Source organism: Kaistella haifensis DSM 19056 (assembly GCF_000735695.2).
Taxonomy (GTDB): Bacteria; Bacteroidota; Bacteroidia; order Flavobacteriales; family Weeksellaceae; genus Kaistella; species Kaistella haifensis.
The window spans coordinates 21,165-45,066 of the sequence record NZ_JASZ02000002.1; the positions used below are offsets into that span (position 1 = coordinate 21,165).

Below are 23,902 nucleotides of genomic sequence, written 5' to 3' on the forward strand. Positions count from 1 at the left end.
TTTTTCTACTCTAAATTCTTCGTTTCGACCGCTTCCACATCGATAATTTTAGCATGACCAGAAGAATTAAAACTTCGGAATTTACGCCATAATTTTCTTCCCATAACAATTACGACAATTATTAAAACAACTGCCACAAGGAAAGCAATAAAAGGTGCTGTCATTGCCAAAATCGACATAATTCCGGCTCCCGCAGTTTCTGTAGTTGCGACGACGGAATTCCCCAAACCGCCTGTTGTAGCTGTAGATGCGGCCCGTGTTCCTGCAAATCCAGAACTGATCGCAGCTGCGGTTCCTCCTCCAGCTATCAATGCTAATGCCCATTGCGGAAACGTGCCAATGTCTGCAAATTGACTTGCAAACATAACCGACCCGGCGACTGTTGCCAGTGGAACCGATAAAGTATCCAGCAGATGATCAACATAAGGAATATAATAAGCCAAAATCTCGACAACCGTTGCAATCCCCGTGGTAATAACCGTCGGTAAACCAGCGAGCCATTCGAAATTTTCATTCATGGGAATCCAACCCATATAAGAAGCCAAACTCACCGCAAACATCGGAAGAAAGACTCTGAAACCGGTTGCCGCAGCAAGTCCAATTCCTATAAATGCACTTATTGCGTAAGGTAAAAAGGGAATATTTTCGAGCATTTCATTTAATTTTATTGTATTATTGAATCAAATTTACAAAAACTATGCTAATACGATAAAATTATTTTTTTGATTTACAGAGACTTATAAAATTTTGTTCCAAAGATTTAAAATCTTTCGGCATTTCCGAACTTACCCAAAAAATCATGGATAGAGAATGTGTACCGAAAACTTCCGAAAACATTGCTTTATTCAATCGATAAACTTCCCGAAGTTGCCGTTTGATTCGATTTCTGTAAACTGCTTTTTTAAAATAACGCTTTGAAACCGAGACTCCAACCTTTTGATTTTCAACAGATAAACCTTCTTGTGGCTTTTTATTTAAATCAATAGAAATCACTCGTAAATCCCCATTAGTCAACCATTTACCTTTTTGAAAAAGCAAATCGATTTCTTTTTTCTGCTTAAGTTTTTCCTTTGTAGGATATTTTTGATTCAAAGTATATTTTTTGAGTATTGACGTTATTTGGTTTCTTTTATTAAATAATTAATAACTTCAGCAGCAGCATACAATCCAAAAATTGCAGGCATAAAACTAATTGTTCCATAAAAAGAACGCTTAAAATTAGTTCCATCTGTCATTTTCAGACTATCTTCATCCTGAATTTCATTTGAAAATACACAGCGAATTCCTTTATTAATTTTTTCTTTTTTTAGACGTTTTCTTACATTTTTCGCAAGATAGCAATTATAGGTTTTACTGATATCGCGCACCATCACCTTAGATGGATCAGTTTTTCCGCCCGCTCCCATACAACTTACGACTTTTATTTTTCTTCTTTTCGCGATTCTAATTAACGCAATTTTCGGAGTAACACTGTCAATACAATCCAAAACATAGTTAAACTTCTGTGAATCAATAACCTGTTCAACCGTTTCCTGAACAAGAAATTCATTAATTCTCGTCAGTTCTAAGTTAGGATTAATGTCAAGCATTCTGTCACCAACTATTTCTACTTTCGATTGTCCAACGGTGGAATGAAGAGCGGGAAGTTGTCTGTTAACATTAGTAATATCAACCACATCGCCATCAACAATCGTAATTTTTCCAATCCCTGCTCTTGCAAGAAATTCAGCTGCGAACGAACCGACTCCGCCTAAACCAACTACCAAAACATTTGCTTTTTGTAGTTTTTCAATTCCGTTTTCTTTAATCAGCAACTCGGTTCTTTCTAGCCAATTTTTCTCCATTTTATATATAAATTTGTAAATTTTTTAGGTTTTCTTTGGTTTTTTCTTGGATATATTCAATTTTATAACCTTTTAATTCTGCAATTTTGTAGTATAAATCTTTAATTTCAAAATCAGCAGAGTCTGATTCCAGAAAAAGCTTATCAATTGGAATTTCTTTCAAAAAATCCTGCAAATTTACGTTATACAAAGCCGACTTTCCAAAACTTAAACAAAACTGATGTTTTAGTAAATCTTCACCTACCGTTTTTCTTTTATTGAAACCGTGAACAATCATAGGAACTTTCGCTTTTTTTTTGAAATGAAGGAGATGCGGAAATCTTCTAACACAATGGATGATGATTGGTTTTTGGAGCTCGTTGGCGAGTTCAATTTGTTTTTGGAAAATTTCATTCTGTAGATTTTCGTCTATATCAATCAACCCATCCAAGCCGCATTCGCCAATTGCTACGCAGTTTTCTGATTTCGAAATCGTCTTAAGCCATAAAAAATCTTCTTCAAAATTGGGAGAAATATCTTGGGGATGAATTCCGGCTGAAAAATAATTTGCCGGTGGAATTTCATTTAACTTTAAATTATAAATTCCATTTTTTTTATTAAAATCATGATGGTGAAAATCAAAAAACTCCATAATCAAATGTAAGAAAATTCGGGTAAAAAAATTTAAACATTTGTTTTAAATGAGCAAAAAAATCCTTAACTTTACTCAAATTAACTCACCATGAAGAAGAAATTCTCGGAAAAACAAATTCATATTTTAGATGTCGCGGAAAAATTGATTGCAAAAAAAGGTTTTGAAGGTACTTCGATTCGTGATATTTCTTCGCAGGCGAACATCAATGTTGCGATGATTTCCTATTATTTCGGTTCGAAGGAAAAAATGATGTCTTATCTTTATCGATATCGGGTTCAAAAAACTAGGGAAAGTTTCGCGGAATTTGCAGAAATCGTCAAAGATGGAAAACCTGAAATGCAATTAAAAGAACTCATAAAATACGTTGTAAATCAATTATTTAAATTCAATTACTTCCACGGATTTGTAACACAAGAACTTCGCCATACAGAACATTTGAAAACCGATCTTTTGGAGTTTTACACCACTTTTACTTCGAAAATCGATGATGTGATTAAAAAAGGGGTTGCGTCGGGAGTTTTCCAAAATACACCGAAACCTGAAGATATTTTGACACTGATTGTGGGTTCGTCACTTTTTGTCATTCGAAACAAAAACTTCTACGAATTGTATGTTACCGGAAAAGAGGAAACGTATTTGCAAGATGCGGAAAAGAAAATTCTGGCGAATTTACTGGTCACTATTTTCTCATTAGTTGGTTATTCTGCGAGCTAAATCGGAGCTAAATCGTCTTAATAAAGGCAATTGCGTTAAATTATAAGTTAAATTATCATAAAAAAAAAACTATTGGCAAAAAAATTATATTTTTGCAAACTGAACCGCAGAAACCCTCTTAACTATTTCTGCCATAAAAGATTTATGAAAAAATATTTGATAGTACTCCTCGCAATTTTCACATTGTCGGCTTGTAACAAACAGCAGGAACTCGCAATGAAAAGCGCAGATAAAGATTATATCCTAAAAGTTGCCAACGAAAAATTTGAAAACAAAAAATGGGCAGATGCATTGGCGCTGTACGAAAGACTTTCGAATCTTGTTGCGGGTACCGATGACGCTCCAAACGTGGTGTACAACTCAGCTTACGCAAATTATTACGACAAAAATTACAAACTTGCAGGTCATCAGTTTAAGAATTTTGCAGTAACTTTCCCTCAAGACAAACGTGCGGAAGACGCCTCATACATGTCTGCTTTGTGCTATTACGAAGGTTCCATGGATTATAATTTGGACCAAACTAGCACTGAATTGGCCATCAATGAACTTCAAAGTTTCTTGAACAATTATCCAAATTCCGAGAAATCGAAAAACATCAATGAATTGATTGACGAATTGAGCTATAAATTAGAATTTAAAGCTTACGAAAACGCAAGACAATACTACAAAATGGCTGATTATAAAGCAGCAAACGTGGCTTTCGAGAATGTTCTTAACGATTTTCCGAGTACAAAATTGATTGATAAAATCTACGAATATATCTTAAAATCGAAGTATGAACTCGCTGTAAATTCGGTTTATGACTTGAAAAAAGAGAGAATCGAAAATGCTTTGGCTTTCACAAAACAAGTGGAAAGAGATATGCCAAATACTGCAAATGCAAAACTAGCAATTGACTTGAGAGCTAAACTTTTGAAGGAAAAAGAAAATTTCGCTGAAGTTGAAAAGAAAGTAGAAACCCGAAAAAAAGAACTTCAAGAAAAGATTAGAGCTGAAGAACTAAAACAACATCAGGAAAAAGACCAAAAAGAAGCTGAAAAGAAAGCTGAAAAGATTAAAAGAGACAGCGCCGCTCTTTCTACACCCGCGCCAGCTGCCACTTTCCAAATCCAAAAATAAATTGTATATTTGCAAACTTTAATTACACAAACTCCACTGAAAATGAGCGCAAAAGATTCTAAAGCAGAACTAAGTACAATAACTTACGACAAAGATAAAATCGAAGAAAAAGTTGGTTCTATCTACGAAGCCATCGTAATTATGGGCAAAAGAGCAGAACAGATCAATGCTGAAATTCGCTCTGAACTTCATAATAAATTAGACGAATTTGCGGTTCACAACTCTACTTTGGAAGAAGTTTTCGAAAACAGAGAGCAAATTGAAATCTCTAAACACTACGAAAAACTACCAAAACCTACTTCTATCGCAATTCAGGAGTGGCTTGACGGAGAAATTTATTTTAGACACACTGACGAGAAAAACCAAAATTAACCCAAGTTTTTCTCCTCCAGAAAATAAGAATCGCAGAAGTTTTTACTTTTGCGATTTTTTTATTCTTCTACCTTTTAAATTTTTAACTAAATTCGTGCAAGCTAAATCTCAAACTAATGATCCTAGAAGGTAAAAAAATTCTCATTGGTATATCCGGCGGAATTGCCGCTTACAAAATCAATTACCTCATCCGCGACCTTATCAAAAAAGGCGCTGAAGTTCAAGTTTTGATGACTCCTTCAGCGGAAAATTTCGTATCAAAACTTACCCTTTCGACACTTTCCAAAAGACCTGTTTACTCCGATTTTTATTCCAAAGATGGAACGTGGAACAATCATGTTGAGTTTGCGCTTTGGGCAGATTTAATGCTTATCGCTCCGTGCACAGCGAATACTTTGGGTAAAATGGTTCATGGGATTTGTGATAATTTAGTCATCGCGACTTATATGTCGGCGAAATGTCCGGTTTTTATTGCTCCTGCGATGGATTTGGATATGTATCAACATCCTTCTACAAAGCAAAATATGGAACTTGCTGAAGATTTCGGACATTTTATTATTCCTGCAGAAAATGGCGAATTAGCAAGTGGATTGGTCGGACAAGGAAGAATGACGGAACCAGAAACCATTTCAAATACAATCGAATCATTTTTTAATTCCAGTCAAAAAACAAAAAGTTTAACCGGAAAAACCGTACTCATCACCGCCGGACCAACGTATGAAGCGATTGATCCTGTGCGTTTTATCGGAAATCATTCATCGGGGAAAATGGGATTTTCCATTGCCGAAGAAGCTGCAAATCGAGGAGCGAAAGTTATTCTGATTTCCGGGCCGAGTTCTCAGCAAATTCATCATCAAAACATTGAAATTCACCGAGTTACTTCCGCAAAAGAAATGTACGAGCAAGTTTTCAATTATTATGAAAATGTAGATATTGCAATTGCAAGTGCGGCCGTTGCTGATTATGCTCCGAAGGAAATTGCCAAAGAAAAAATTAAGAAAAACGATGATTCATTGACGATTGAATTGGTGAAAAATCCGGATATTTTGAAAACGATGGGCGATAAAAAAGATAAACAATTTTTAGTAGGTTTTGCACTGGAAACTCAAAATGAAGAAGAAAATGCGAAAGGAAAACTTCAGAAAAAAAATCTCGATATGATCGTTCTCAATTCGCTTCGTGATGAGGGCGCAGGTTTCAAAAACGATACCAACAAAATCAAGATTTTCACCAAAACAGAAATGAAAGAATTCACCTTGAAATCAAAAGATGAAGTAGCAACCGATATATTAAATTGTATAGAAGAACAGATTTTGAAATAATATTCCTAAATTTCCGTTCTTTAATTTTACCAAAACATGAAGAAACTTTTTACGATATTCATTCTCATTTTTTCCTTTAATCTAAGTTTTTCCCAAGAACTTTTGGCGACCGTGCAAGTAAACGCGCAGCAATTGGGAGGAAGTAACAATCAAGTATACAGAACTTTAGAGAAAAACCTTCGGGATTTCATTAACTACACCAGTTGGACCGGAAAAAAACTGCAGAATTTCGAGAAAATTAAATGCAATTTCGCAATCGTAATTACGGAAAGAACAGGAAGCAACAATTTCCGTGGTAACATCATCGTACAAGCCGTTCGACCGGTTTTTAACACTACTTATGAATCTCCTTTACTGAACATCAACGATACCAATTTCGGTTTTGAATATACTGAGAACGAGAATTTGGTTTTCAACGAGAGACAATTTTCAGGTAAAAACCTCATCGACGCAGTCAGTTTTTATGTTTACACAATTTTAGGTTACGACGGGGATAGTTACAGAGTTCGTGGCGGTCAAGAATGGTTTGAAAAAGCGCAGAAAATATCCAATAATTCGCAAAACCAAAATTTTGCGGGCTGGTCGCTCATCGAAGGTAATAAAACCAGAGCTGCATTGATCGACAATATCCTAAAACCAGAGCAAAACACGCTCAGAAACCTATTCTACACCTATCACCGCGCTGGTTTGGACAATCTCGGAAAGCAAGATCAATCATCAGCGAAGAAAATCATCGCTGACGCGCTATTGCAACTGAAAACTTATGAAAACAATTTCCAGATGAATTATCCGGTGAATCTTTTCATCGACACCAAAAAACAGGAAATTTTTGATATTTTCAGCAACGGAAACAATGCGACCGTGAACATGACCGAATTGAAAGCTCTTTTCGTAACAATGGCTCCGAGAGAAATCGACAGCAAATGGAATAAGTGGAAATAAAACCACCATTCCGAAATTTCGTTCTGCTATTTCGGTCCTTCTTTTTTTAATACCCTTTAAAATCCTTAAATTTACAGCTTCAAGTTCGTAAATATAATTTCGTAAACGGCTTTTATCAACATGCTTTCAAGAATTTTCATTCAAAATTTCGCGTTAATCGATTCCCTCGAAATTACTTTAAACAAAGGTTTACAGGTAATTACAGGTGAAACAGGTGCTGGGAAATCAATTATTCTCGGAGCTTTGCGCTTGATTTTGGGAGAAAGAGCCGACACGAAATCCCTTCAAAATTCCGAAGCGAAAAGCATTGTTGAAGCCGAATTTTTAATCAACGAAAATTTCAGAAATTTTTTTGATGAAAACGACCTCGATTTCGAAAACCAAACTGTGATCCGGCGCGAACTGTTACCGAACGGGAAATCCCGTGCTTTCATCAACGATGTTCCCGTAACTTTGGAAACGCTGAAGTTGCTTTCTTCAAAACTAATCGATATTCATTCGCAGTTTGAAACTTCCAATTTGTTTGATGAAGAATACCAATTCCGAATCATCGACGGACTTTCGAAGAATAAAACCTTAATTTCCGTTTACCAAAAAGAATTTGCTGAGCATAAAAAATTGGTAAATGAACTCGAAAACTTGAAAAAACAACTTTCCGAAGGCAATAAAGAAAGTGATTACAAAGCATTTTTGTTGAATGAATTGTTGGAAGCCAATTTGGATCTCATCGATTTGGAAGAACTTCAAAGCCAGGTGAAACGCCACGAAAACGCCGAAACCATCACCGAAAATCTTTCTCAAATCTTCATCAAACTCGATGCGGAAGAAATCGGGATTTTGGATTCTTTGAACGATGTGAAAGGAAAACTTTCGAAAGTTGCCGAACTTTCCCATGAATTCACATTGCTGAACCAAAGATTTCAAGAGAATTTTGTAGAATTCAAGGACATTCTTTTTGAATTACAGGATGAGGCTGAGAAAATGGAAACCAGCCCTGAAATTCTTGCGGAATTGAACCAAAAATTAAATACGGTTAACCTTTTATTGCTGAAACACAATGCGAATTCTATCGATGAACTGAAAGCGATTCGCGATGAAATTTCCAATGAGCAGGGTACTTTCGTGGACTTAGAATTCCGAATTTCCGAAGTTGAAAAGAAAATTTACGCTTCTTCTGAACATTTAGAAAAGTTAGCGAAAGAATTATCTGCCAACCGAAAAAAATCTGCTCCGGATTTTGTGAAAAAAATTGAAGTTTTACTGAAACAACTCGGTTTAGAAAAAGCAAAAATCGAAGTCGAACTGAAAGACAGCCAGAATTTCAATCCATTCGGGAAAGAACAAATTCAGCTGATGTTTCAGGCCAATTCCGGGTTTCCAATAAAGCCAATTCAGTCGGCAATTTCCGGTGGTGAAAGATCTCGAGTAATGCTTTCCGTAAAGAAAATTATGGCAGAAAACGCTGAACTGCCAACTTTGATTTTAGATGAAATCGATACAGGAGTTTCCGGAAAAGTCGCTGAAGAAATGGGAAATGTAATGCGCGAAATGTCCGAAAATATGCAATTAATCGTCATTACTCACCTTGCGCAAGTCGCAGCAAAAGGCAACAACAATTACAAAGTAATGAAAGATGATGTTTCCGGAAAAACACAATCGACGATTTTGCCGCTAAGCGATGACCAAAAACTTCAAGAAATTGCGCAATTGCTTTCTGGAAGCAAGATCACAGACGCGGCAATTTCTCAGGCGAAAGAATTAATGAAATAACTTTTCTTCCAAAAAAGAATATTTTACCTCAACAAAATTTAAAATCACTGCGGTATTTTTCCTGTTGCCACGATTATTTTTATTAACACCGCGGTGATTTATTTTTCTTAATATTTCCGAATAATTTTCAGTTTTTTACACCATGTCTTCAGGTTTCACCCATTCATCAAACTGTTCCGCAGTGAGCAAACCGAGATTCACCGCTTCTTGCTTCAAAGTAGTTCCGTTTTTATGTGCAGCTTTGGCAATTTTTGCCGCATTTTCGTAACCAATATGCGGATTTAGGGCAGTAACCAACATCAATGATTGATCTACTAACTCTTTAATTCTTGACAAATTGGGTTCAATTCCTACCGCACAATGATCATTAAAAGAAATACAAGCATCGCCCAAAAGTTGAGCAGATTGCAAGAAATTGTACGCCATCACTGGTTTGAAAACATTTAATTCATAATTTCCCTGAGTTCCTGCGAAAGAAATCGTGGTATCATTTCCCAAAACTTGTGCGCAAACCATCGTCATTGCTTCATTTTGTGTCGGATTTACTTTTCCGGGCATGATCGAAGAGCCGGGTTCGTTTTCAGGAATCAAGATCTCACCGATACCACATCTCGGTCCGGAAGCCAGCAAACGAATATCCTGCGCGATTTTGTATAATGACACTGCAAGCTGCTTCAATGCTCCGTGAGATTCCACAATTGCATCGTGTGCAGCGAGCGCTTCAAACTTATTAGGAGCCGTTACAAAAGGTAAATCTGTGAATTCTGAAATGTATTTTGCTACGGTAACATCATAATCTTTCGGAGTATTGAGTCCGGTCCCAACAGCAGTTCCGCCAAGTGCAATTTCCTGTAAATGATCGAGCGTATTGGTAATGGCCTTCATCGCGTAATCGAGTTGAGCCACATAACCGGAAAATTCTTGACCCAGCGTTAATGGTGTAGCATCCATCAAATGAGTTCTTCCGATTTTCACGATATTTTTAAATTCTTCAGATTTAGCGTGAAGCGTATCTCTGAGTTTTTTAACAGCCGGCAACGTATGCTCAACCACTTTTTTATAAGCAGCAATGTGCATTGCAGTGGGAAAAGTATCGTTTGAACTTTGGGATTTATTCACATCATCATTCGGATGAATAATTGATTTCTCGCCCAAAACTCCACCATTATTCACATGAGCTTTGTTGGAAATCACTTCGTTCACATTCATATTACTCTGCGTCCCGGAACCGGTTTGCCAAATCACCAGCGGAAATTGATCATTGAGTTTTCCTTCTAAAATTTCATCGCAAACTTTGGCAATCATATCCCTTTTTTCTTCGGAAAGCACGCCCAATTCACAATTCGTAAAAGCCGCTGCTTTTTTCAAAATGGCAAAAGCTTCGATAATTTCATGTGGCATAGAAGCTTCCGGACCTATTTTGAAATTATTTCTTGAACGCTCGGTTTGCGCTCCCCAAAATTTCTCTGCGGGCACCTGTACATCGCCCATTGTATCGTGTTCTGTTCTAAATTTCATTGTAATTAAATTGATCAACTAAAGTTACGATTTTCATTTTTGATGAGAAAGAAAAAGCAAAATAAGATTTCATTGATTGTAAAATATTAATTAAATTTGAGTGAGAAAAGAATTTTATGCCAAAGAAATCAGAAAACCTATTGAGAGTTTACAGTCGTTTGAAGCGCGGTCCGGTAAATATCGATATTATGAAAAAATGGATCAAAGCCAACGAACTTTCCATTTCCGAGAGAACCTTGTACCGATATTTAGACGATCTTGAACACATGATGATGCCCGATGAAAAACTCATCATCACGGAAGGCGAAAAAAACAAGAAAACATGGAAAATCGAATATGATGAAAGCACCACAAAACTCAGTGAATTCGACCTTCACAGCTATTTGCTTTTTAAAAATTTGATGCCGCTACCTTTGGTGAAATCCCGCGAAGCTACGTTTGACCGCATTGAGAATCTTTTTTACAAAAATTACAGCAAAAGCAATTTCGAAGACTTCTCCATTTTCGCCGAACAACAGATTTCCAATACCTATTTCTATGAACTTCTGACTTTGGATGATTTTCAAAAAACCTTGAATGACACCATCTGGAGCATTCAAAATAAAAGAGAAATGGAAATTCTGGAGGTGGATTACGATTATACTTCGATTCCAAAATCCATACAATATCCGTTGGTGTTTTTGCCTTTGCAAGTCCTTTATCATCGTGGGGTGATTCATCTTTCGGGTTTTATGAAAGAAAAAGGCAAAATGATGATTATTGCGCTGAACCAAATTAAAAAATACCACCTCACCAACAATATGTTCGACAACAAAAAACTGTTGGCAACGCTGGAAAACGAGATGCAGAACCGCTTCGGGATCACCGCAAATATGGATCATGAAATCTATGATATCGAAATAGAATTTTCGGAATTCACGGGAGAATTCATTACCCATCACTTTTGGCATCATTCACAAAGCATTACTCAGCAGGAAAACGGGGATTATCTGATGAAGCTTCGTTGCGGAATCAACCGCGAATTGGTTGGCTGGATTTTTCAATGGATGAGCAACGCTAAAGTACTGAAACCAAACATCTTAAAAGACCTAGTCATCGAAAAACACCACGAGATATTGGCATCCTATGAATCAGATTCACCCATTATTTCCAATAATACATTTCTTCCGGGTGAGGTGGTTGACAAAATTTGACAAACAAAGGTTTTATATTTGCGTCACCAATCACAAATGATGAGAAAAGGTGCAGGAAATTATTTTTCTGCGCTTTTTTTCTATGATGTCCCAAGGATTTTTTTCTTATCCTAATACAATTTTCAAAAACATTTAACAGAATTCACCAACAAGATTAGCCAAATCTATTTAGCTAATAGAGGATCCTTTTATTCATATCATCTTCATCTCAACTAGGGGTTTGGTTCGGAGTAACTCCATTATAAGTCCAATATAACTCCAATATAAGTCCAATAGATTATTGGAGAAATAATAGATTTATAATGAATTTTTATTAGATATACTTCGAATCTAACTCCTATTTGATTAGCAGAAACTACGGCTAATGATAAGTTATGAATTGCATCAACTAACGACAAATAATTTAAACTCATATTAATAAAAATATCTATTCCAAAATATAACTCACAAACTCATCTCTCTTGTCATAAGGAATATCATTATGTGGCGATTTCAAAACCATAGTATTCCAAGGTTTCCATTCATCTGAAAGTTCTGTATTGGTAATCTTATGATGTTCTAAAATTCCTTCAATAAAATAATCTTTCAAAGGCATTTCTAATATTCTTTCCTTACCATCTTTCGTTAGGATAATTTTATATTCTAACTCATTTTTATCATTAATATGAAAAGTAAAAACTCCACTATCCCAAGAACTTAGATATTCTAAATCTCCATCTCCGTCATATTGAGTGGGTAAAAGATTATTATCTTTTTCAAATTCAAATATCATAGACATCATCCTGTCATTTGCCCATTGATAAAATACTTGTGCATAATTTAACAGGTTTTGCTTTTGTAGACCAGAATCCCACCAGTAATGTTCTAAAAATGTTCCATCAGGATAAATCTCAATTTTAGCCTTGTTAAATTTTTCTGATGTATTTAATAGTCCTTTTTGTCTTTTATGTATTATATCAGCTATATCGAACAATTCAAACTCTCCCCATAAAGATTTTTCTTCACCTTTAATTACTGTAAGTTGTGGCTCATAACCACCTGCTTCAGTAAAATTTATTTCAATTAAAATTTTATCCCAAACTTTTTCTTTGAAAAATTTATTTATAATATCTAATACTTCTTCCATAATTAATTTGAAATTAAATAGTTTTTCTTAACAACTCCATTTTCTGATAATCTTACACGCATACTTGTAGGGCGTTTTGAGCTACCTTCAAAAACGAAAACCATTTCTGCTTTATATTTTGAACTAGGATTATTTTTCTTAAGTAAAGATATCTCCTGTTCCATAATATACCAATCTCCTCCAGCTCTATTTTGCGCAGGACTTTGTGAAAAATAGTTAATCTGTTCACTCGGTCCTCCCCATTCATTTCTGAAAATATGTCCACCATCATCATTCGGATATCCATCTTTTACTTTTTTAGTTTCCTGTTGATAGGTTTCATTTCTTGCTCTTGTATGGAAGTCTAGATCTTCCATTACCGCCTTATTTACTCTACCAATCTCATCAGTTTCAAAAACATATCTGCCATTATCAACTACATATCTGAAGTTTTTCATCAGTGGTGGTGCAACATTAAGGAACTTATTCCATCCCTGTCCGGCATCACCTCCTGTAGCACGTATTTCGTTGTTCAGAATCTCAGCCCATCTTTTTCCGTCTTTATCTACTAAAACAAGTTTTCCGTCAATTTTTTTAATCGTCCACGTGCTTGGGAGCTGTCTTGTAATATCAAGCAATTCTGTAACTCTTGTTGCTCCTAAAGTACTGTTGAGCTCCTGCACTACGCTTGCATCAAGATTACCTGCAAACGATTTGCCCATCTCAACACCTTCCCCTGTACAGTTCACACATTCTGTAATAGGTGGCTGTATTTTGGTGCTTGTACCATCAGGATTAATCTGATACCACTCTGAGCCGTCTGCACGACGGATACCGTTTTCAAATACAGTGATAGCACCATCAGTCGTATAAACTTTCTTACCTGTTGCGGCAGCTAATGCTTTTGCAGATTCTAAATCGTTACAAGAAAGTAAAACAATGTCTTTGTTTACATTTCCTCCTTCATTCAATTTCTTAGTAAGGTACTCTCCAAACTGTTCAGCATCCAAGACTTCTCCATCTACAATAAATCCACCGTCTGATGTAGCGTGCAGAGAAAGGTATATCTTATCTTTATTAAGTAGTTTGGCAACATATTTAGAAACGTTGTTACGTAGCTTTGTAATCTTCCCCAAAAATACTTACTTTCTTTTATCCTACAACAATTAGTAAAGCAAAACACACCACAAACCTAATTGTCTATAATAATTAAAGACATAATTTTAGTATTTTTACACTCTCAAAAAAGTTTAATAAAAAATGGAATTTCAATACCAGGAACCTTTTCCTATTCTAAAAGACGATACCCAATACAAAAAACTTAGTTCTGAATATTTAAAAATAGAATACCTCGGCGGTAGAGAAATTCTTACCGTAGATCCAAGAGCGTTGGAACTTCTCGCTGAACATGCTTTGGCTGATGTTTCTTTTATGCTTCGATCATCCCATTTACAGAAACTTCGCAACATCATCGACGATCCTGAAGCAACGGACAACGATCGTTTTGTTGCCTATAATTTGTTGCAAAATGCTGCAGTAGCTGTTGAAGGCGCTTTGCCGAGTTGTCAGGATACAGGAACTGCAATTTGTGTTGCCCAAAAAGGGGAAAACGTGTACACCGGTGCTGTGGATGCCGAATGGATTTCCCGAGGGATTTACAATACTTACCAAAACAGGAATTTAAGATATTCGCAAGTTGTTCCATTAACGATGTTTGAAGAGAAAAACTCCGGATCGAATCTTCCGGCACAGATTGATATTTATGCCACAAAAGGCGAAGAATATAAATTTCTTTTCCTCGCAAAAGGCGGCGGCTCTGCAAACAAAACCTTTCTTTACCAGAAAACTAAATCTTTACTGAATGACAGCTCACTGGAAGCTTTTATTCGCGAAAGAATCATGGATTTGGGAACTGCGGCTTGCCCACCATATCACTTAGCATTAGTAATCGGGGGAACATCGGCTGAAGCCAACTTAGCAGTTGTGAAAAAAGCCAGCGCGGGTTATTATGACCATCTTCCAACTGAAGGAAACATGGGCGGACAAGCATTCCGCGATTTGGAGTGGGAAAAAAGAGTTCAGCAAATTTGCCAAGAAAGTTCCATCGGAGCTCAGTTTGGCGGGAAATATTTAACGCACGATGTTCGCGTTATCCGTTTGCCTCGTCACGCTGCTTCTTGCCCAGTCGGAATGGGAGTTTCTTGTTCTGCCGACCGAAATATCAAAGGAAAAATCACCCGCGATGGGATTTTCTTGGAACAATTGGAAACCAATCCGAAGAGATTTTTGCCTGAAACTCCGCCTCATTTGGAGAAAGCAGTTTCCATCGATCTTAACAAACCGATGCCTGAGATTTTAGCAGAATTGTCTCAATACCCAATTAAAACGCGTTTGAGTCTCAACGGAACTTTAATTGTTGCGCGAGATATTGCTCATGCAAAAATCAAAGAACTGCTCGACAGCGGAAAACCAATGCCTGAATATTTCAAAAACCACCCGATTTACTACGCAGGTCCTGCTAAAACTCCTGAAGGAATGGCTTCTGGAAGTTTCGGTCCTACTACCGCAGGAAGAATGGATGTTTATGTGGACGAATTCCAAAGCCATGGTGGAAGCATGATTATGTTGGCCAAAGGAAACAGAAGCAAAGAAGTAACCGATGCTTGTGCAAAATACGGCGGTTTTTATCTCGGTTCCATCGGTGGACCATCTGCTATTTTAGCAAAAGAGAATATCAAATCGGTAGAAATTGTCGATTTTGAAGAACTCGGAATGGAAGCTGTAAGAAAAATTGAGATTGAAAATTTCCCGGCCTTCATTATTTCAGATGATAAAGGAAACGATTTCTTTGCATCAATTGCACATTAATAATCTTTAAAAACAATATTGCATCGCAAAAATCAGTAAAATCTTTTGTCTAAAAACAAAAAATATCCTACTTTTGCCTAAAATCTATTACAATAATGATGTTATCAGCATTTTTCCCGTTTTATCAGTTTCTTTGGACCGTATATTTCGTATGCATGTTCCTAGTAGGATTCTGGTGTATTTTCATGTTCTTCGGATATGTAATCCCAATTTGGTTAACTTCCGGTTTGATGGAATATTTCGGCAAAACCGAACCTTTCGATCCTGAAGATATCAGAAGAAAAACGCTTACAGAACAAGAAGGTGTAGAATTGGCGTACAGCAATCCAAAAGGGCACGGTCCATTCTTGCACAGCCACGACAGCCACGGTCATCACTAGTTGATGTCACTGCTCTCCCACTTTAATTTCCGGGAAAAGCAGTCACAAAGCAAAATCATATATACAGTCAGTCTCTAATTTTTTAGAGGCTGATTTTTTTTTGGGAGCAACGCTTTACGTTTTCCTTTCCATATAAACACCGGCTTTCCACTCTATCTTTTGCTCCGCTGCGCTCCGCAAAAGGATGCCGTTTCAATCCGGGCTATAATTAAGTACCGTTGTTCTCAGGGGAGAAATATTGTTTTCTGCTTTTTTCCTATCTTTGCACCCACAAAAATTCCACAATGTCAAAGTCACTGATTCCAAAATTAGAAGCCATAAAGCAGCGCTACAATGAAGTAGCAGATTTGATTATTCAACCCGACGTAATTTCCGACCAGAAAAAATACTCCTCGCTGAATAAAGAATACAGCGATTTGGGAAAAATCGTTGCGGTTTTCGATCAGTACAAACAAGCTTTGAAAACCATCGAAGAATCTGATGAAATCATCGCAGATGGCTCAGATAAAGAATTCGTAGAAATGGCCAAAATGGAAAAAAATGAAGCCATTCAGAAAATTCCGGGTTTCGAGGAACAGCTGAAAGTTCTTTTAATTCCAAAAGACCCAGCAGATGATAAAAACGTCATCATCGAATTGCGCGCAGGTACCGGCGGCGATGAAGCTGCAATTTTTGTCGAGGATGTATACAGAGCTTACTCCATGTATTTTAAAACAAAAGGATGGAGACACGAAATTACCGATTCCAACGAAGCTTCCAAGGGGTACAAGGAACTCATTATGAAGGTAGAAGGTGAAGGCGTTTACGGAATTATGAAATTCGAATCCGGAGTTCACCGTGTTCAGCGTGTTCCCGAAACCGAATCCCAAGGAAGGGTTCACACCTCAGCGATCACCGTTGCGGTTCTGCCTGAAGCGGAAGAAGTGGATTTTGAACTGAATCCTGCCGATATCGAAATGCAGACCTCGCGTTCCGGAGGTGCAGGTGGACAAAACGTAAACAAAGTAGAAACAAAAGTGCAGTTGACGCACAAGCCTTCCGGTCTGGTGGTGGTTTGTCAGCAGGCAAGATCGCAGTTGGCTAACCGGGAATTGGCGATGGAAATGCTTAGAACGAAGTTGTACGATATTGAATTGCAAAAAGTTCAGGGAGATATCGCTGCACAGAGAAAAACCATGGTTTCAACTGGCGACCGTTCCGCAAAAATTAAAACCTACAATTATCCGCAAGGACGGGTTACCGATCACCGAGTGAACAAATCGATTTATAATTTGGATGCCTACATGAACGGGGATATGCAAGAAATGATCGACGCGGTAATCATGGCAGAAAATGCCGAGAAAATGAAAGGCGAAGAGGATAATTATTAAACCTCAACTAAAAAATAATAGTAAAACTCTCATTGCAAAATGGGAGTTTTTTAATGTCTAAAAATCAATTTGAATAAATACAAAGCTTTCATGTCATCATTATAATAAGACCTTTTTCTAAATAAACTTTTCATTAAGAAATTTTCGCGAAAATGCGTAACTTTACTTTTTTACAAAGCCCACGGTAATGCGCAAAAAAATACAAATTCAAAACCCCGATTTTTCAGTTGATTCCAAAGATCAAGTTCCTTACTTTTTTGAAAAAGACGGTTTGGAAATGAAATCTGCTTACACCGAAGCCGACTCGAAATCTTTAACTGATAAGAAATATTCGGCGGGAATTGCTCCATATTTGCGCGGACCTTATTCGACGATGTATGTTCAAAAACCTTGGACCATTCGGCAATACGCAGGATTTTCAACCGCTGAAGAATCCAATGCATTTTACCGAAGAAACCTCGCGGCGGGACAAAAAGGTTTGTCGGTTGCATTCGATTTGGCGACCCACAGAGGGTATGATTCCGACCATCCTAGAGTGGTGGGCGACGTAGGAAAAGCCGGTGTAGCCATTGATTCCGTAGAGGATATGAAGATTTTGTTTAATGAAATTCCTTTGGATGAAATCTCGGTTTCGATGACGATGAATGGTGCGGTTTTGCCTATTCTAGCATTTTACATTGTAGCAGCAGAAGAGCAAGGCGTTTCTCAAGATCAACTTTCCGGCACCATTCAGAATGATATTTTGAAGGAATTTATGGTGCGAAACACCTACATTTATCCACCCACTCCATCGATGAAAATCATCGCCGATATTTTTGAATACACTTCTAAAAATATCCCGAAGTTTAATTCCATTTCAATTTCAGGTTATCACATGCAAGAAGCCGGTGCGACTCCGGTTTTGGAAATGGCATATACTTTAGCCGACGGTTTGGAATACATTAGAACAGGAATTAAAGCCGGCATGAAAATCGACGATTTCGCGCCGAGATTATCATTTTTCTGGGCCATCGGCATGAACCATTTCATGGAGATCGCAAAAATGCGCGCTGCAAGATATATTTGGGCAAATCTTTTAACCCAGTTCAACCCACAAAACCAAAAATCTTTAGCTTTAAGAACCCATTCCCAAACATCCGGTTGGAGTTTAACCGAGCAAGAACCTTTCAATAATATTACGAGAACGGCAATCGAAGCGCTTTCTGCTGCTTTGGGAGGAACACAATCTTTACACACCAATGCATTGGACGAAGCGATTGCTTTGCCAACAGATTACTCTGCAAAAATTGCGAGAAATACCCAGATTATTCTTCAACAAGAAAGCGGAATTTGCGATGTGGTCGATCCCATGGGCGGAAGTCATTTGGTGGAAAGTTTAACCCAGCAAATGATTGATGAAGCCATGAAATACATCGATGAAGTAGAAAAAGAAGGTGGAATGACCAAAGCCATCGAAGCCGGAATCCCGAAAATGAGAATCGAGGAAGCTGCTGCTAAAAAACAAGCAAAAATCGATAGTGGCGAGGAGTTTATAATCGGTGTCAATTCATTTAAATCTACCCAAAAACAAATGGAACTCGATATTTTAGACATCGATAATTCCGAAGTTCGCCGAAAACAAATCGAAAGACTCAACCAGATAAAAGCGGAAAGAAATGCAGAAAAAGTAGCCGAAATCATTGAAAAACTAAAAGAATCCGCCAAAACAGGAACAGGAAATCTACTAGAAATCTGCATCGAAGCAGCGAGAAGAAGAGTAACTTTGGGAGAAATGAGCGATGCGATGGAAGAAAGTTTCGGACGCTACAAAGCTAATATCAGAACCATACAAGGAGTTTACGCAATGAATGCAGGTAAAAACGAATATTTTGAAAAAGCAGTTGCTTTGACACAAAAATTTGAAGATCAGGAAGGTCGCCGACCAAGAATTATGGTGGCAAAAATGGGTCAGGACGGGCACGACCGTGGAGCAAAAGTAGTAGCGACCGCATTTGCCGATATGGGATTTGATGTGGATGTTGCTCCGCTTTTCCAAACTCCGGAAGAAGTCGCCAAACAGGCGGTAGAAAATGATATTCACATTCTGGGCGTTTCTTCGCTTGCGGCGGGTCATAAAACTTTGGTTCCTCAAGTTGTTGAAGAATTGAAAAAATTGGGTGCAGACGATATTACCATCGTTGTGGGTGGTGTGATTCCACAACAAGATTACGATTTTCTATACGAAAACGGAGCCGATCATATTTTCGGACCGGGAACCAATTTACCGAAATCAGCTTGTGAAATTTTAAAAAAAATGCTGGATTAAATGGAGCTAATTAAATGCTCTACTTCCAATTTTTGTTCGGCGTATTTGTTTTGCAATTCGGAACCCTCTCCCATTCTTTTGTAGTACTCAAGGGCTTTCCCGCCGAAAAATTTCTTGTGAAAATCCGAAACGTCGGGAACATTCGGGAAAAATTTGTGGAAAAGCATTTCGTAATATGCCTGAAACTCGCGCTCGTTTTTGTCTTCGATCAAATTTTCCGGCGCTTTTTGGCGAACGTGCAACATCTCATGTGCCAACATATTCACGACTAAATTGAGGTCGAAATCGAATAGGTTTTTAGGAATCATCACCATTTGTCGGTCACCAATTTCGCCTTCTGCGGTGAGCAAAATTCGGTCGGGTTCCAACTCCGGTCGGAAGCCAAAACCTGCAAAATTATCATGCTCCAAACCAAAAGTACTGATGATAAATTCTGCTGCGTCGATGATTTGATCGTGGTTTTTATAAGCTTCGAGGTGATCGTTGATGTTTTCTAAATTCATGGTTCGGGTTTTTATTTAGATGACGAATCTGCGGCCGCGATAGTAGCGGTTACCCCACAAGGAGGCGGCGGAGCGAAGTGGAGCCGCCGACTGAGGAGTAGTAGCGGATAGCGCGAATGTCCGCCCAAAAATAATAAAAAAAACGTGCCTAAACACGTTTTCTATTTTTCTAAAATTCTAATTCCACTTCGAGTTTTTCGGCGAGTAGTTTAGAAATTTTCACTTTAAGTGGTTCGATATCGATGTTTTCCATTGCGTCATTAGCAAAAGCGTAGAGCAGTAGTGCCTGTGCCTCTTTCTTGGAAATTCCGCGCGCTCGAAGGTAGAAAAGCGCATCCTCATTAAGCTGACCTACGGTACAGCCGTGCGAACATTTCACATCATCAGCGAAAATTTCGAGCTGCGGTTTGGTATCGATTGACGCACCTTCGCTAAGCAAAACATTGTTATTTTGTTGATAAGCATTGGTTTTTTGAGCAATTTTATCTACGAAAACTTTCCCGTTGAAAACGCCGTGCGATTTGTCTTTATAAATTCCTTTATAGTTCTGGTAACTTTCGCAATTCGGGGTTTTGTGGTGAACTGCGGTGTGATGATCCACGGTTTGCTCGCCACCGATAATCGTAATTCCGTTCATAAACGAGTTGATATTTTCGCCGTTATGAATGAAACTAAGGTTGTTTCTCACGAGTTTTCCGCCGAAACTAAAGGTGTTTACTGTGGTCAAACTATCGCGTTCTTGTTTTGCGAAAGTATGATCCATCAAATAAGAAGTATCGTTGTCATTTTGCACTTTATGCCAATCTGCTTTTGCATTTTGGTAAGTGAAAATTTCGGTTACCGAGTTGGTGAAAACAAAAGTATCGTCGAAATTGTGGTGACTTTCGATGATTTCAACTTTGGAACCCTCTTCTGCGATGAGTAAATTTCTGGTGTTGTAAAAGGTATTTTCTTCCTGATTTTGAGAGATATAAAAAACATGAATCGGTTTTTCGATGACCATATTTTTCGGAACTTTTAGGAAAAAACCGTGTTTGCAGAATGCTTCATTCAAATTGGTGAAAGCCAAATCCTTCGCTGCTATGGTGTTGAAATAATTATCGAAAACCTCGCGGTGTTTTTCATCATTTAGAGCAAAATTGAAAGACAGAAACTCTACATTTTCAATTGAAATTTTAGAGAGCTCTTTGTGCAATTGCCCATTAATAAAGACAATCCAGTCGAAATTTTCTTCCCCAAGGTGAAGCTGGGCAATTTGCTCTTTACTGATGGTATGCGTTTCTGTAGGGAAAAAATTATAGTCTTTCTCCGTAATTTCGCGCAAATTGGTGTATCTGTATTCTTCGTCTTTTTTGGTAGGAATTCCCAGTTCTAAGAATTTATTCAACGCTGCATGGCGCTGATTATCAAGGAAACGGTGTTTAAGGGTTTCTAAAAAAGCCGGGTGATTATTTTTTATATTTTCTAATAAAGCCATTTTGTACTTGTTTTAACGCAAAGGCGTTGTAAAAAAATCGAAATAATTAATTTAAAAGCCAGTCGTAGCCTTTTTCTTCGAGTTCGAGCGCTAAGTTTTTGTCGCCGGTTTTAATAATTTTTCCGTCTGCCAAAACATGCACAAAATCGGGTTGAATATAATCTAAAAGCCTTTGGTAATGAGTGATAAGCAAAACTGCGTTGCCTTCGTTTCGGAAAGAATTTACTCCATCGGCAACAATTCTGAGTGCGTCGATATCCAAACCGGAATCGGTTTCATCAAGAATCGCCAATTTCGGATTCAGCATCATCATTTGGAAGATTTCGTTTCTTTTTTTCTCGCCTCCGGAGAATCCTTCGTTCAAAGATCTTGAAAGGAAATCTCTTTTAATGCCCAATTTTTCAGAGTTTTCACGGATTAAAGCCAACATTTCTTTAGCAGGCATTTCTTCCAAACCGTTTGCTTTTCTGGTTTCGTTTAATGCCGCTTTAATAAAGTTGGTTACGGAAACTCCAGGAATTTCTACCGGATATTGAAAAGAAAGGAAAATTCCTTTGTGAGCGCGTTCTTCCGGTGCATCTTCGCTAATATTTTCCCCTTCGAAAAGGATTTCTCCTTCTGTTACTTCGTAATCTTCTTTCCCGGCAATAACCGATGAAAGGGTAGATTTTCCTGCTCCGTTGGGTCCCATAATCGCGTGAACTTCACCCGGATTTATTTGTAAGTTGATTCCTTTTAAAATTTCTACACCGTCTTCAATTTTCGCGTGTAAATTATTGATATTTAGCATAATATTTTCGTTTCTTGATTTTTGTTTAATGAAAAAATTTTTCGATTAAACTGTTTTTATCCAACTGATCCTTCGAGAGAAATTTCCAGCAATTTTTGCGCTTCGATTGCAAATTCCATTGGTAATTTGTTCAAAACTTCTTTCCCAAAGCCATTTACAATCAGTGCGATGGCTTTTTCGGTATTGATTCCTCGTTGGTTACAATAAAAAATTTGATCTTCACCGATTTTGGAAGTAGTAGCTTCGTGTTCCAATTGCGCGGTAGGATCCTTGATTTCGATATAAGGGAAAGTGTGTGCTCCACATTCATTACCCATCAAAAGCGAATCACATTGCGAGAAATTCCTTGCTCCTTTCGCGGAAGGCATTACTTTCACCAAACCACGGTAAGAATTATTGGATTTTCCTGCAGAAATTCCTTTAGAAATAATGGTTGATTTCGTATTTCTTCCGATGTGGATCATTTTCGTTCCCGTATCGGCATATTGATGATTGTTGGTCACCGCGATGGAATAAAACTCACCGATCGAATTATCGCCTTTCAAAATGCATGACGGATATTTCCAAGTAACTGCAGAACCGGTTTCCACTTGGGTCCAAGAAATTTTTGCATTTTTCTCACAAATTCCTCTTTTGGTTACGAAATTGAAAACGCCACCTTTTCCTTCTTCATTTCCGGGATACCAGTTTTGAACGGTTGAATATTTGATTTCAGCATCATCCAACGCGATTAATTCCACAACTGCCGCGTGCAATTGGTTTTCGTCTCTTGATGGCGCGGTACAACCTTCCAAATAAGATACATAACTCCCTTCATCGGCAATCAAAAGTGTTCTTTCAAATTGTCCACTTCCAGATTGGTTGATTCTGAAATAAGTTGAAAGCTCCATCGGACATTTCACTCCTTTCGGAATGTAGCAAAAACTTCCGTCGGAAAATACTGCAGAATTGAGTGCTGCATAAAAATTATCGCCTCGAGGAACTACTTTTCCGATGTATTTTTTCACCAAATCCGGGTGATTTTGAATAGCTTCTGAAATCGCGCAGAAAATGATTCCTTTCTCCATCAAAGTATCCTGAAAGGTTGTTTTCACCGAAACGGAATCCATCACGATATCTACCGCAACACCGGAAAGTCTTTTCTGCTCTTCGATGTTGATTCCTAATTTTTCGAATGTTTTTAAAAGTTCCGGATCTACTTCATCTAAACTTGCCAATTCCGGTTTTTTCTTTGGAGCTGCGTAATATTTAATAGCCTGAAAATCAGGTTTTTCATATTTCACATTGGCCCAATTTGGCTCTTCCATTTTCTGCCAAATTCGAAAAGCTTCGAGTCTCCACTCGGTCATCCATTCCGGCTCATTTTTTTTGGCCGAAATCATCTTTACGATTTCTTCGTTCAGACCTGTAGGAAAATCTTCATACTCAATATCTGTTTCGAAGCCGAATTCGTATTTTTGGTTTTCTAAATCGACCCGTAAGTCGTCTTCTGTATATTTCATTTAATTAAATGATTAAAAAATTAGATGATTAATAAAAATAGTTTCTTTTTTTATTATCGATTTACGATTGATTATCAACAAATTTCGACAACTTTATGGAAAATATTTAGCAATCATTAATTAAATTTCAAGATTAATAACATTTTTTATAATATTTTACAAAAAAACATTTAA

At 37.5% G+C, this 23,902-nt stretch carries 22 protein-coding genes; 11 read left to right on the forward strand and 11 right to left on the reverse strand.

Going from position 1 to position 23,902, the window contains the following annotated elements; translation table 11 throughout:
* Positions 1-5: 5 nt before the first annotated feature.
* The 4 genes from AP75_RS01365 to AP75_RS01380 form a co-directional block, all read right to left on the reverse strand.
* Positions 6-653 carry a DUF4126 domain-containing protein gene (locus tag AP75_RS01365; protein WP_034766115.1) on the reverse strand — a complete coding sequence of 216 codons (648 nt, stop codon included), beginning with the start codon at positions 651-653 and terminating at the stop codon, positions 6-8.
* A gap of 61 nt (positions 654-714) precedes the next feature.
* Complete coding sequence (gene rnpA, locus AP75_RS01370) at positions 715-1,092, reverse strand: ribonuclease P protein component (protein WP_031501270.1); 378 nt, start codon at positions 1,090-1,092, stop codon at positions 715-717.
* A gap of 23 nt (positions 1,093-1,115) precedes the next feature.
* Complete coding sequence (locus tag AP75_RS01375) at positions 1,116-1,844, reverse strand: tRNA threonylcarbamoyladenosine dehydratase (protein ID WP_031501269.1); 729 nt, start codon at positions 1,842-1,844, stop codon at positions 1,116-1,118.
* Between the two features lies 1 nt (position 1,845).
* Positions 1,846-2,475, reverse strand: coding sequence for a TatD family hydrolase (locus AP75_RS01380; RefSeq protein ID WP_088263438.1), 630 nt, complete (start codon positions 2,473-2,475; stop codon positions 1,846-1,848).
* A gap of 90 nt (positions 2,476-2,565) precedes the next feature.
* Here AP75_RS01380 and AP75_RS01385 point away from each other — a divergent pair, with 90 nt between their 5' ends.
* The 6 genes from AP75_RS01385 (at position 2,566) to AP75_RS01410 (ending at position 8,717) form a co-directional block, all read left to right on the forward strand.
* Positions 2,566-3,192 (forward strand): TetR/AcrR family transcriptional regulator, encoded by a 627-nt coding sequence (locus AP75_RS01385; protein ID WP_031501268.1) that lies wholly within the window; start codon positions 2,566-2,568, stop codon positions 3,190-3,192.
* A 144-nt stretch (positions 3,193-3,336) separates the two neighbouring features.
* A complete protein-coding gene (locus AP75_RS01390) occupies positions 3,337-4,311 on the forward strand; it encodes an outer membrane protein assembly factor BamD (protein WP_088263439.1) in 975 nt (324 codons plus the stop codon).
* 42 nt (positions 4,312-4,353) lie between these two features.
* A complete protein-coding gene (locus AP75_RS01395; RefSeq protein ID WP_031501267.1) occupies positions 4,354-4,683 on the forward strand; it encodes a DNA-directed RNA polymerase subunit omega in 330 nt (109 codons plus the stop codon).
* 116 nt (positions 4,684-4,799) lie between these two features.
* Positions 4,800-6,005: a bifunctional phosphopantothenoylcysteine decarboxylase/phosphopantothenate--cysteine ligase CoaBC gene (gene coaBC / locus AP75_RS01400; RefSeq protein ID WP_088263440.1), complete on the forward strand. Its 1,206-nt coding sequence runs from the start codon at positions 4,800-4,802 to the stop codon at positions 6,003-6,005.
* A 36-nt stretch (positions 6,006-6,041) separates the two neighbouring features.
* Positions 6,042-6,947, forward strand: a complete 906-nt coding sequence (gene porD / locus AP75_RS01405) for a type IX secretion system protein PorD (RefSeq protein ID WP_031501266.1) — start codon at positions 6,042-6,044, stop codon at positions 6,945-6,947.
* 120 nt (positions 6,948-7,067) lie between these two features.
* Positions 7,068-8,717, forward strand: coding sequence for a DNA repair protein RecN (locus AP75_RS01410; protein WP_088263441.1), 1,650 nt, complete (start codon positions 7,068-7,070; stop codon positions 8,715-8,717).
* A 135-nt stretch (positions 8,718-8,852) separates the two neighbouring features.
* Here the strand turns inward: AP75_RS01410 and fumC are convergent, their stop codons facing one another.
* Positions 8,853-10,235 carry a class II fumarate hydratase gene (gene fumC / locus AP75_RS01415; protein ID WP_031501263.1) on the reverse strand — a complete coding sequence of 461 codons (1,383 nt, stop codon included), beginning with the start codon at positions 10,233-10,235 and terminating at the stop codon, positions 8,853-8,855.
* Positions 10,236-10,351: 116 nt separating this feature from the next.
* On the opposite strand from fumC, the gene AP75_RS01420 reads away from it, so the two are divergent.
* Entirely contained in the window at positions 10,352-11,428 is a 1,077-nt protein-coding gene (locus AP75_RS01420; protein WP_031501264.1) for a helix-turn-helix transcriptional regulator, read from the forward strand.
* A 427-nt stretch (positions 11,429-11,855) separates the two neighbouring features.
* Here AP75_RS01420 and AP75_RS01425 read toward each other — a convergent pair whose 3' ends face one another.
* Positions 11,856-12,554: a hypothetical protein gene (locus tag AP75_RS01425; RefSeq protein ID WP_088263442.1), complete on the reverse strand. Its 699-nt coding sequence runs from the start codon at positions 12,552-12,554 to the stop codon at positions 11,856-11,858.
* 2 nt (positions 12,555-12,556) lie between these two features.
* On the reverse strand, positions 12,557-13,543 hold the full coding sequence (locus tag AP75_RS01430) for a DNA/RNA non-specific endonuclease (RefSeq protein ID WP_143755763.1): 987 nt from the start codon (positions 13,541-13,543) through the stop codon (positions 12,557-12,559).
* Between the two features lie 250 nt (positions 13,544-13,793).
* Here AP75_RS01430 and AP75_RS01435 point away from each other — a divergent pair, with 250 nt between their 5' ends.
* From AP75_RS01435 to scpA, 4 genes are all read left to right on the forward strand, one after another.
* Positions 13,794-15,401, forward strand: a complete 1,608-nt coding sequence (locus AP75_RS01435; protein ID WP_088263443.1) for a fumarate hydratase — start codon at positions 13,794-13,796, stop codon at positions 15,399-15,401.
* A gap of 95 nt (positions 15,402-15,496) precedes the next feature.
* A complete protein-coding gene (locus AP75_RS01440) occupies positions 15,497-15,781 on the forward strand; it encodes a hypothetical protein (protein WP_031501238.1) in 285 nt (94 codons plus the stop codon).
* Between the two features lie 284 nt (positions 15,782-16,065).
* Positions 16,066-17,151: a peptide chain release factor 1 gene (prfA, locus tag AP75_RS01445; protein ID WP_088263444.1), complete on the forward strand. Its 1,086-nt coding sequence runs from the start codon at positions 16,066-16,068 to the stop codon at positions 17,149-17,151.
* Positions 17,152-17,338: 187 nt separating this feature from the next.
* Complete coding sequence (scpA, locus tag AP75_RS01450) at positions 17,339-19,456, forward strand: methylmalonyl-CoA mutase (RefSeq protein ID WP_031501239.1); 2,118 nt, start codon at positions 17,339-17,341, stop codon at positions 19,454-19,456.
* Here scpA and AP75_RS01455 read toward each other — a convergent pair.
* The 4 genes from AP75_RS01455 to sufB form a co-directional block, all read right to left on the reverse strand.
* Entirely contained in the window at positions 19,453-19,959 is a 507-nt protein-coding gene (locus tag AP75_RS01455; protein WP_031501240.1) for a hypothetical protein, read from the reverse strand. The genes scpA and AP75_RS01455 overlap by 4 nt on opposite strands.
* A 169-nt stretch (positions 19,960-20,128) precedes the next feature.
* Complete coding sequence (sufD, locus tag AP75_RS01460) at positions 20,129-21,436, reverse strand: Fe-S cluster assembly protein SufD (protein ID WP_031501241.1); 1,308 nt, start codon at positions 21,434-21,436, stop codon at positions 20,129-20,131.
* 46 nt (positions 21,437-21,482) lie between these two features.
* Positions 21,483-22,226: a Fe-S cluster assembly ATPase SufC gene (gene sufC / locus AP75_RS01465; protein ID WP_031501242.1), complete on the reverse strand. Its 744-nt coding sequence runs from the start codon at positions 22,224-22,226 to the stop codon at positions 21,483-21,485.
* A gap of 56 nt (positions 22,227-22,282) precedes the next feature.
* A complete protein-coding gene (gene sufB / locus AP75_RS01470; protein WP_088263445.1) occupies positions 22,283-23,728 on the reverse strand; it encodes a Fe-S cluster assembly protein SufB in 1,446 nt (481 codons plus the stop codon).
* Between the last annotated feature and the right edge of the window lie 174 nt (positions 23,729-23,902).

Coding starts and splice junctions, on each gene's coding strand:
- coaBC (WP_088263440.1), top strand. CDS start 4,800: ATGATCCTAGAAGGTAAAAAAATTCTCATTGGTATATCCGGCGGAATT.
- AP75_RS01395 (WP_031501267.1), top strand. CDS start 4,354: ATGAGCGCAAAAGATTCTAAAGCAGAACTAAGTACAATAACTTACGAC.
- AP75_RS01385 (WP_031501268.1), top strand. CDS start 2,566: ATGAAGAAGAAATTCTCGGAAAAACAAATTCATATTTTAGATGTCGCG.
- AP75_RS01365 (WP_034766115.1), bottom strand. CDS start 653: ATGCTCGAAAATATTCCCTTTTTACCTTACGCAATAAGTGCATTTATA.
- AP75_RS01455 (WP_031501240.1), bottom strand. CDS start 19,959: ATGAATTTAGAAAACATCAACGATCACCTCGAAGCTTATAAAAACCAC.
- sufB (WP_088263445.1), bottom strand. CDS start 23,728: ATGAAATATACAGAAGACGACTTACGGGTCGATTTAGAAAACCAAAAA.
- fumC (WP_031501263.1), bottom strand. CDS start 10,235: ATGAAATTTAGAACAGAACACGATACAATGGGCGATGTACAGGTGCCC.
- scpA (WP_031501239.1), top strand. CDS start 17,339: ATGCGCAAAAAAATACAAATTCAAAACCCCGATTTTTCAGTTGATTCC.
- AP75_RS01420 (WP_031501264.1), top strand. CDS start 10,352: ATGCCAAAGAAATCAGAAAACCTATTGAGAGTTTACAGTCGTTTGAAG.
- sufC (WP_031501242.1), bottom strand. CDS start 22,226: ATGCTAAATATCAATAATTTACACGCGAAAATTGAAGACGGTGTAGAA.
- AP75_RS01390 (WP_088263439.1), top strand. CDS start 3,337: ATGAAAAAATATTTGATAGTACTCCTCGCAATTTTCACATTGTCGGCT.
- AP75_RS01425 (WP_088263442.1), bottom strand. CDS start 12,554: ATGGAAGAAGTATTAGATATTATAAATAAATTTTTCAAAGAAAAAGTT.
- AP75_RS01375 (WP_031501269.1), bottom strand. CDS start 1,844: ATGGAGAAAAATTGGCTAGAAAGAACCGAGTTGCTGATTAAAGAAAAC.
- AP75_RS01380 (WP_088263438.1), bottom strand. CDS start 2,475: ATGGAGTTTTTTGATTTTCACCATCATGATTTTAATAAAAAAAATGGA.
- AP75_RS01435 (WP_088263443.1), top strand. CDS start 13,794: ATGGAATTTCAATACCAGGAACCTTTTCCTATTCTAAAAGACGATACC.
- prfA (WP_088263444.1), top strand. CDS start 16,066: ATGTCAAAGTCACTGATTCCAAAATTAGAAGCCATAAAGCAGCGCTAC.
- AP75_RS01410 (WP_088263441.1), top strand. CDS start 7,068: ATGCTTTCAAGAATTTTCATTCAAAATTTCGCGTTAATCGATTCCCTC.
- sufD (WP_031501241.1), bottom strand. CDS start 21,436: ATGGCTTTATTAGAAAATATAAAAAATAATCACCCGGCTTTTTTAGAA.
- AP75_RS01440 (WP_031501238.1), top strand. CDS start 15,497: ATGATGTTATCAGCATTTTTCCCGTTTTATCAGTTTCTTTGGACCGTA.
- porD (WP_031501266.1), top strand. CDS start 6,042: ATGAAGAAACTTTTTACGATATTCATTCTCATTTTTTCCTTTAATCTA.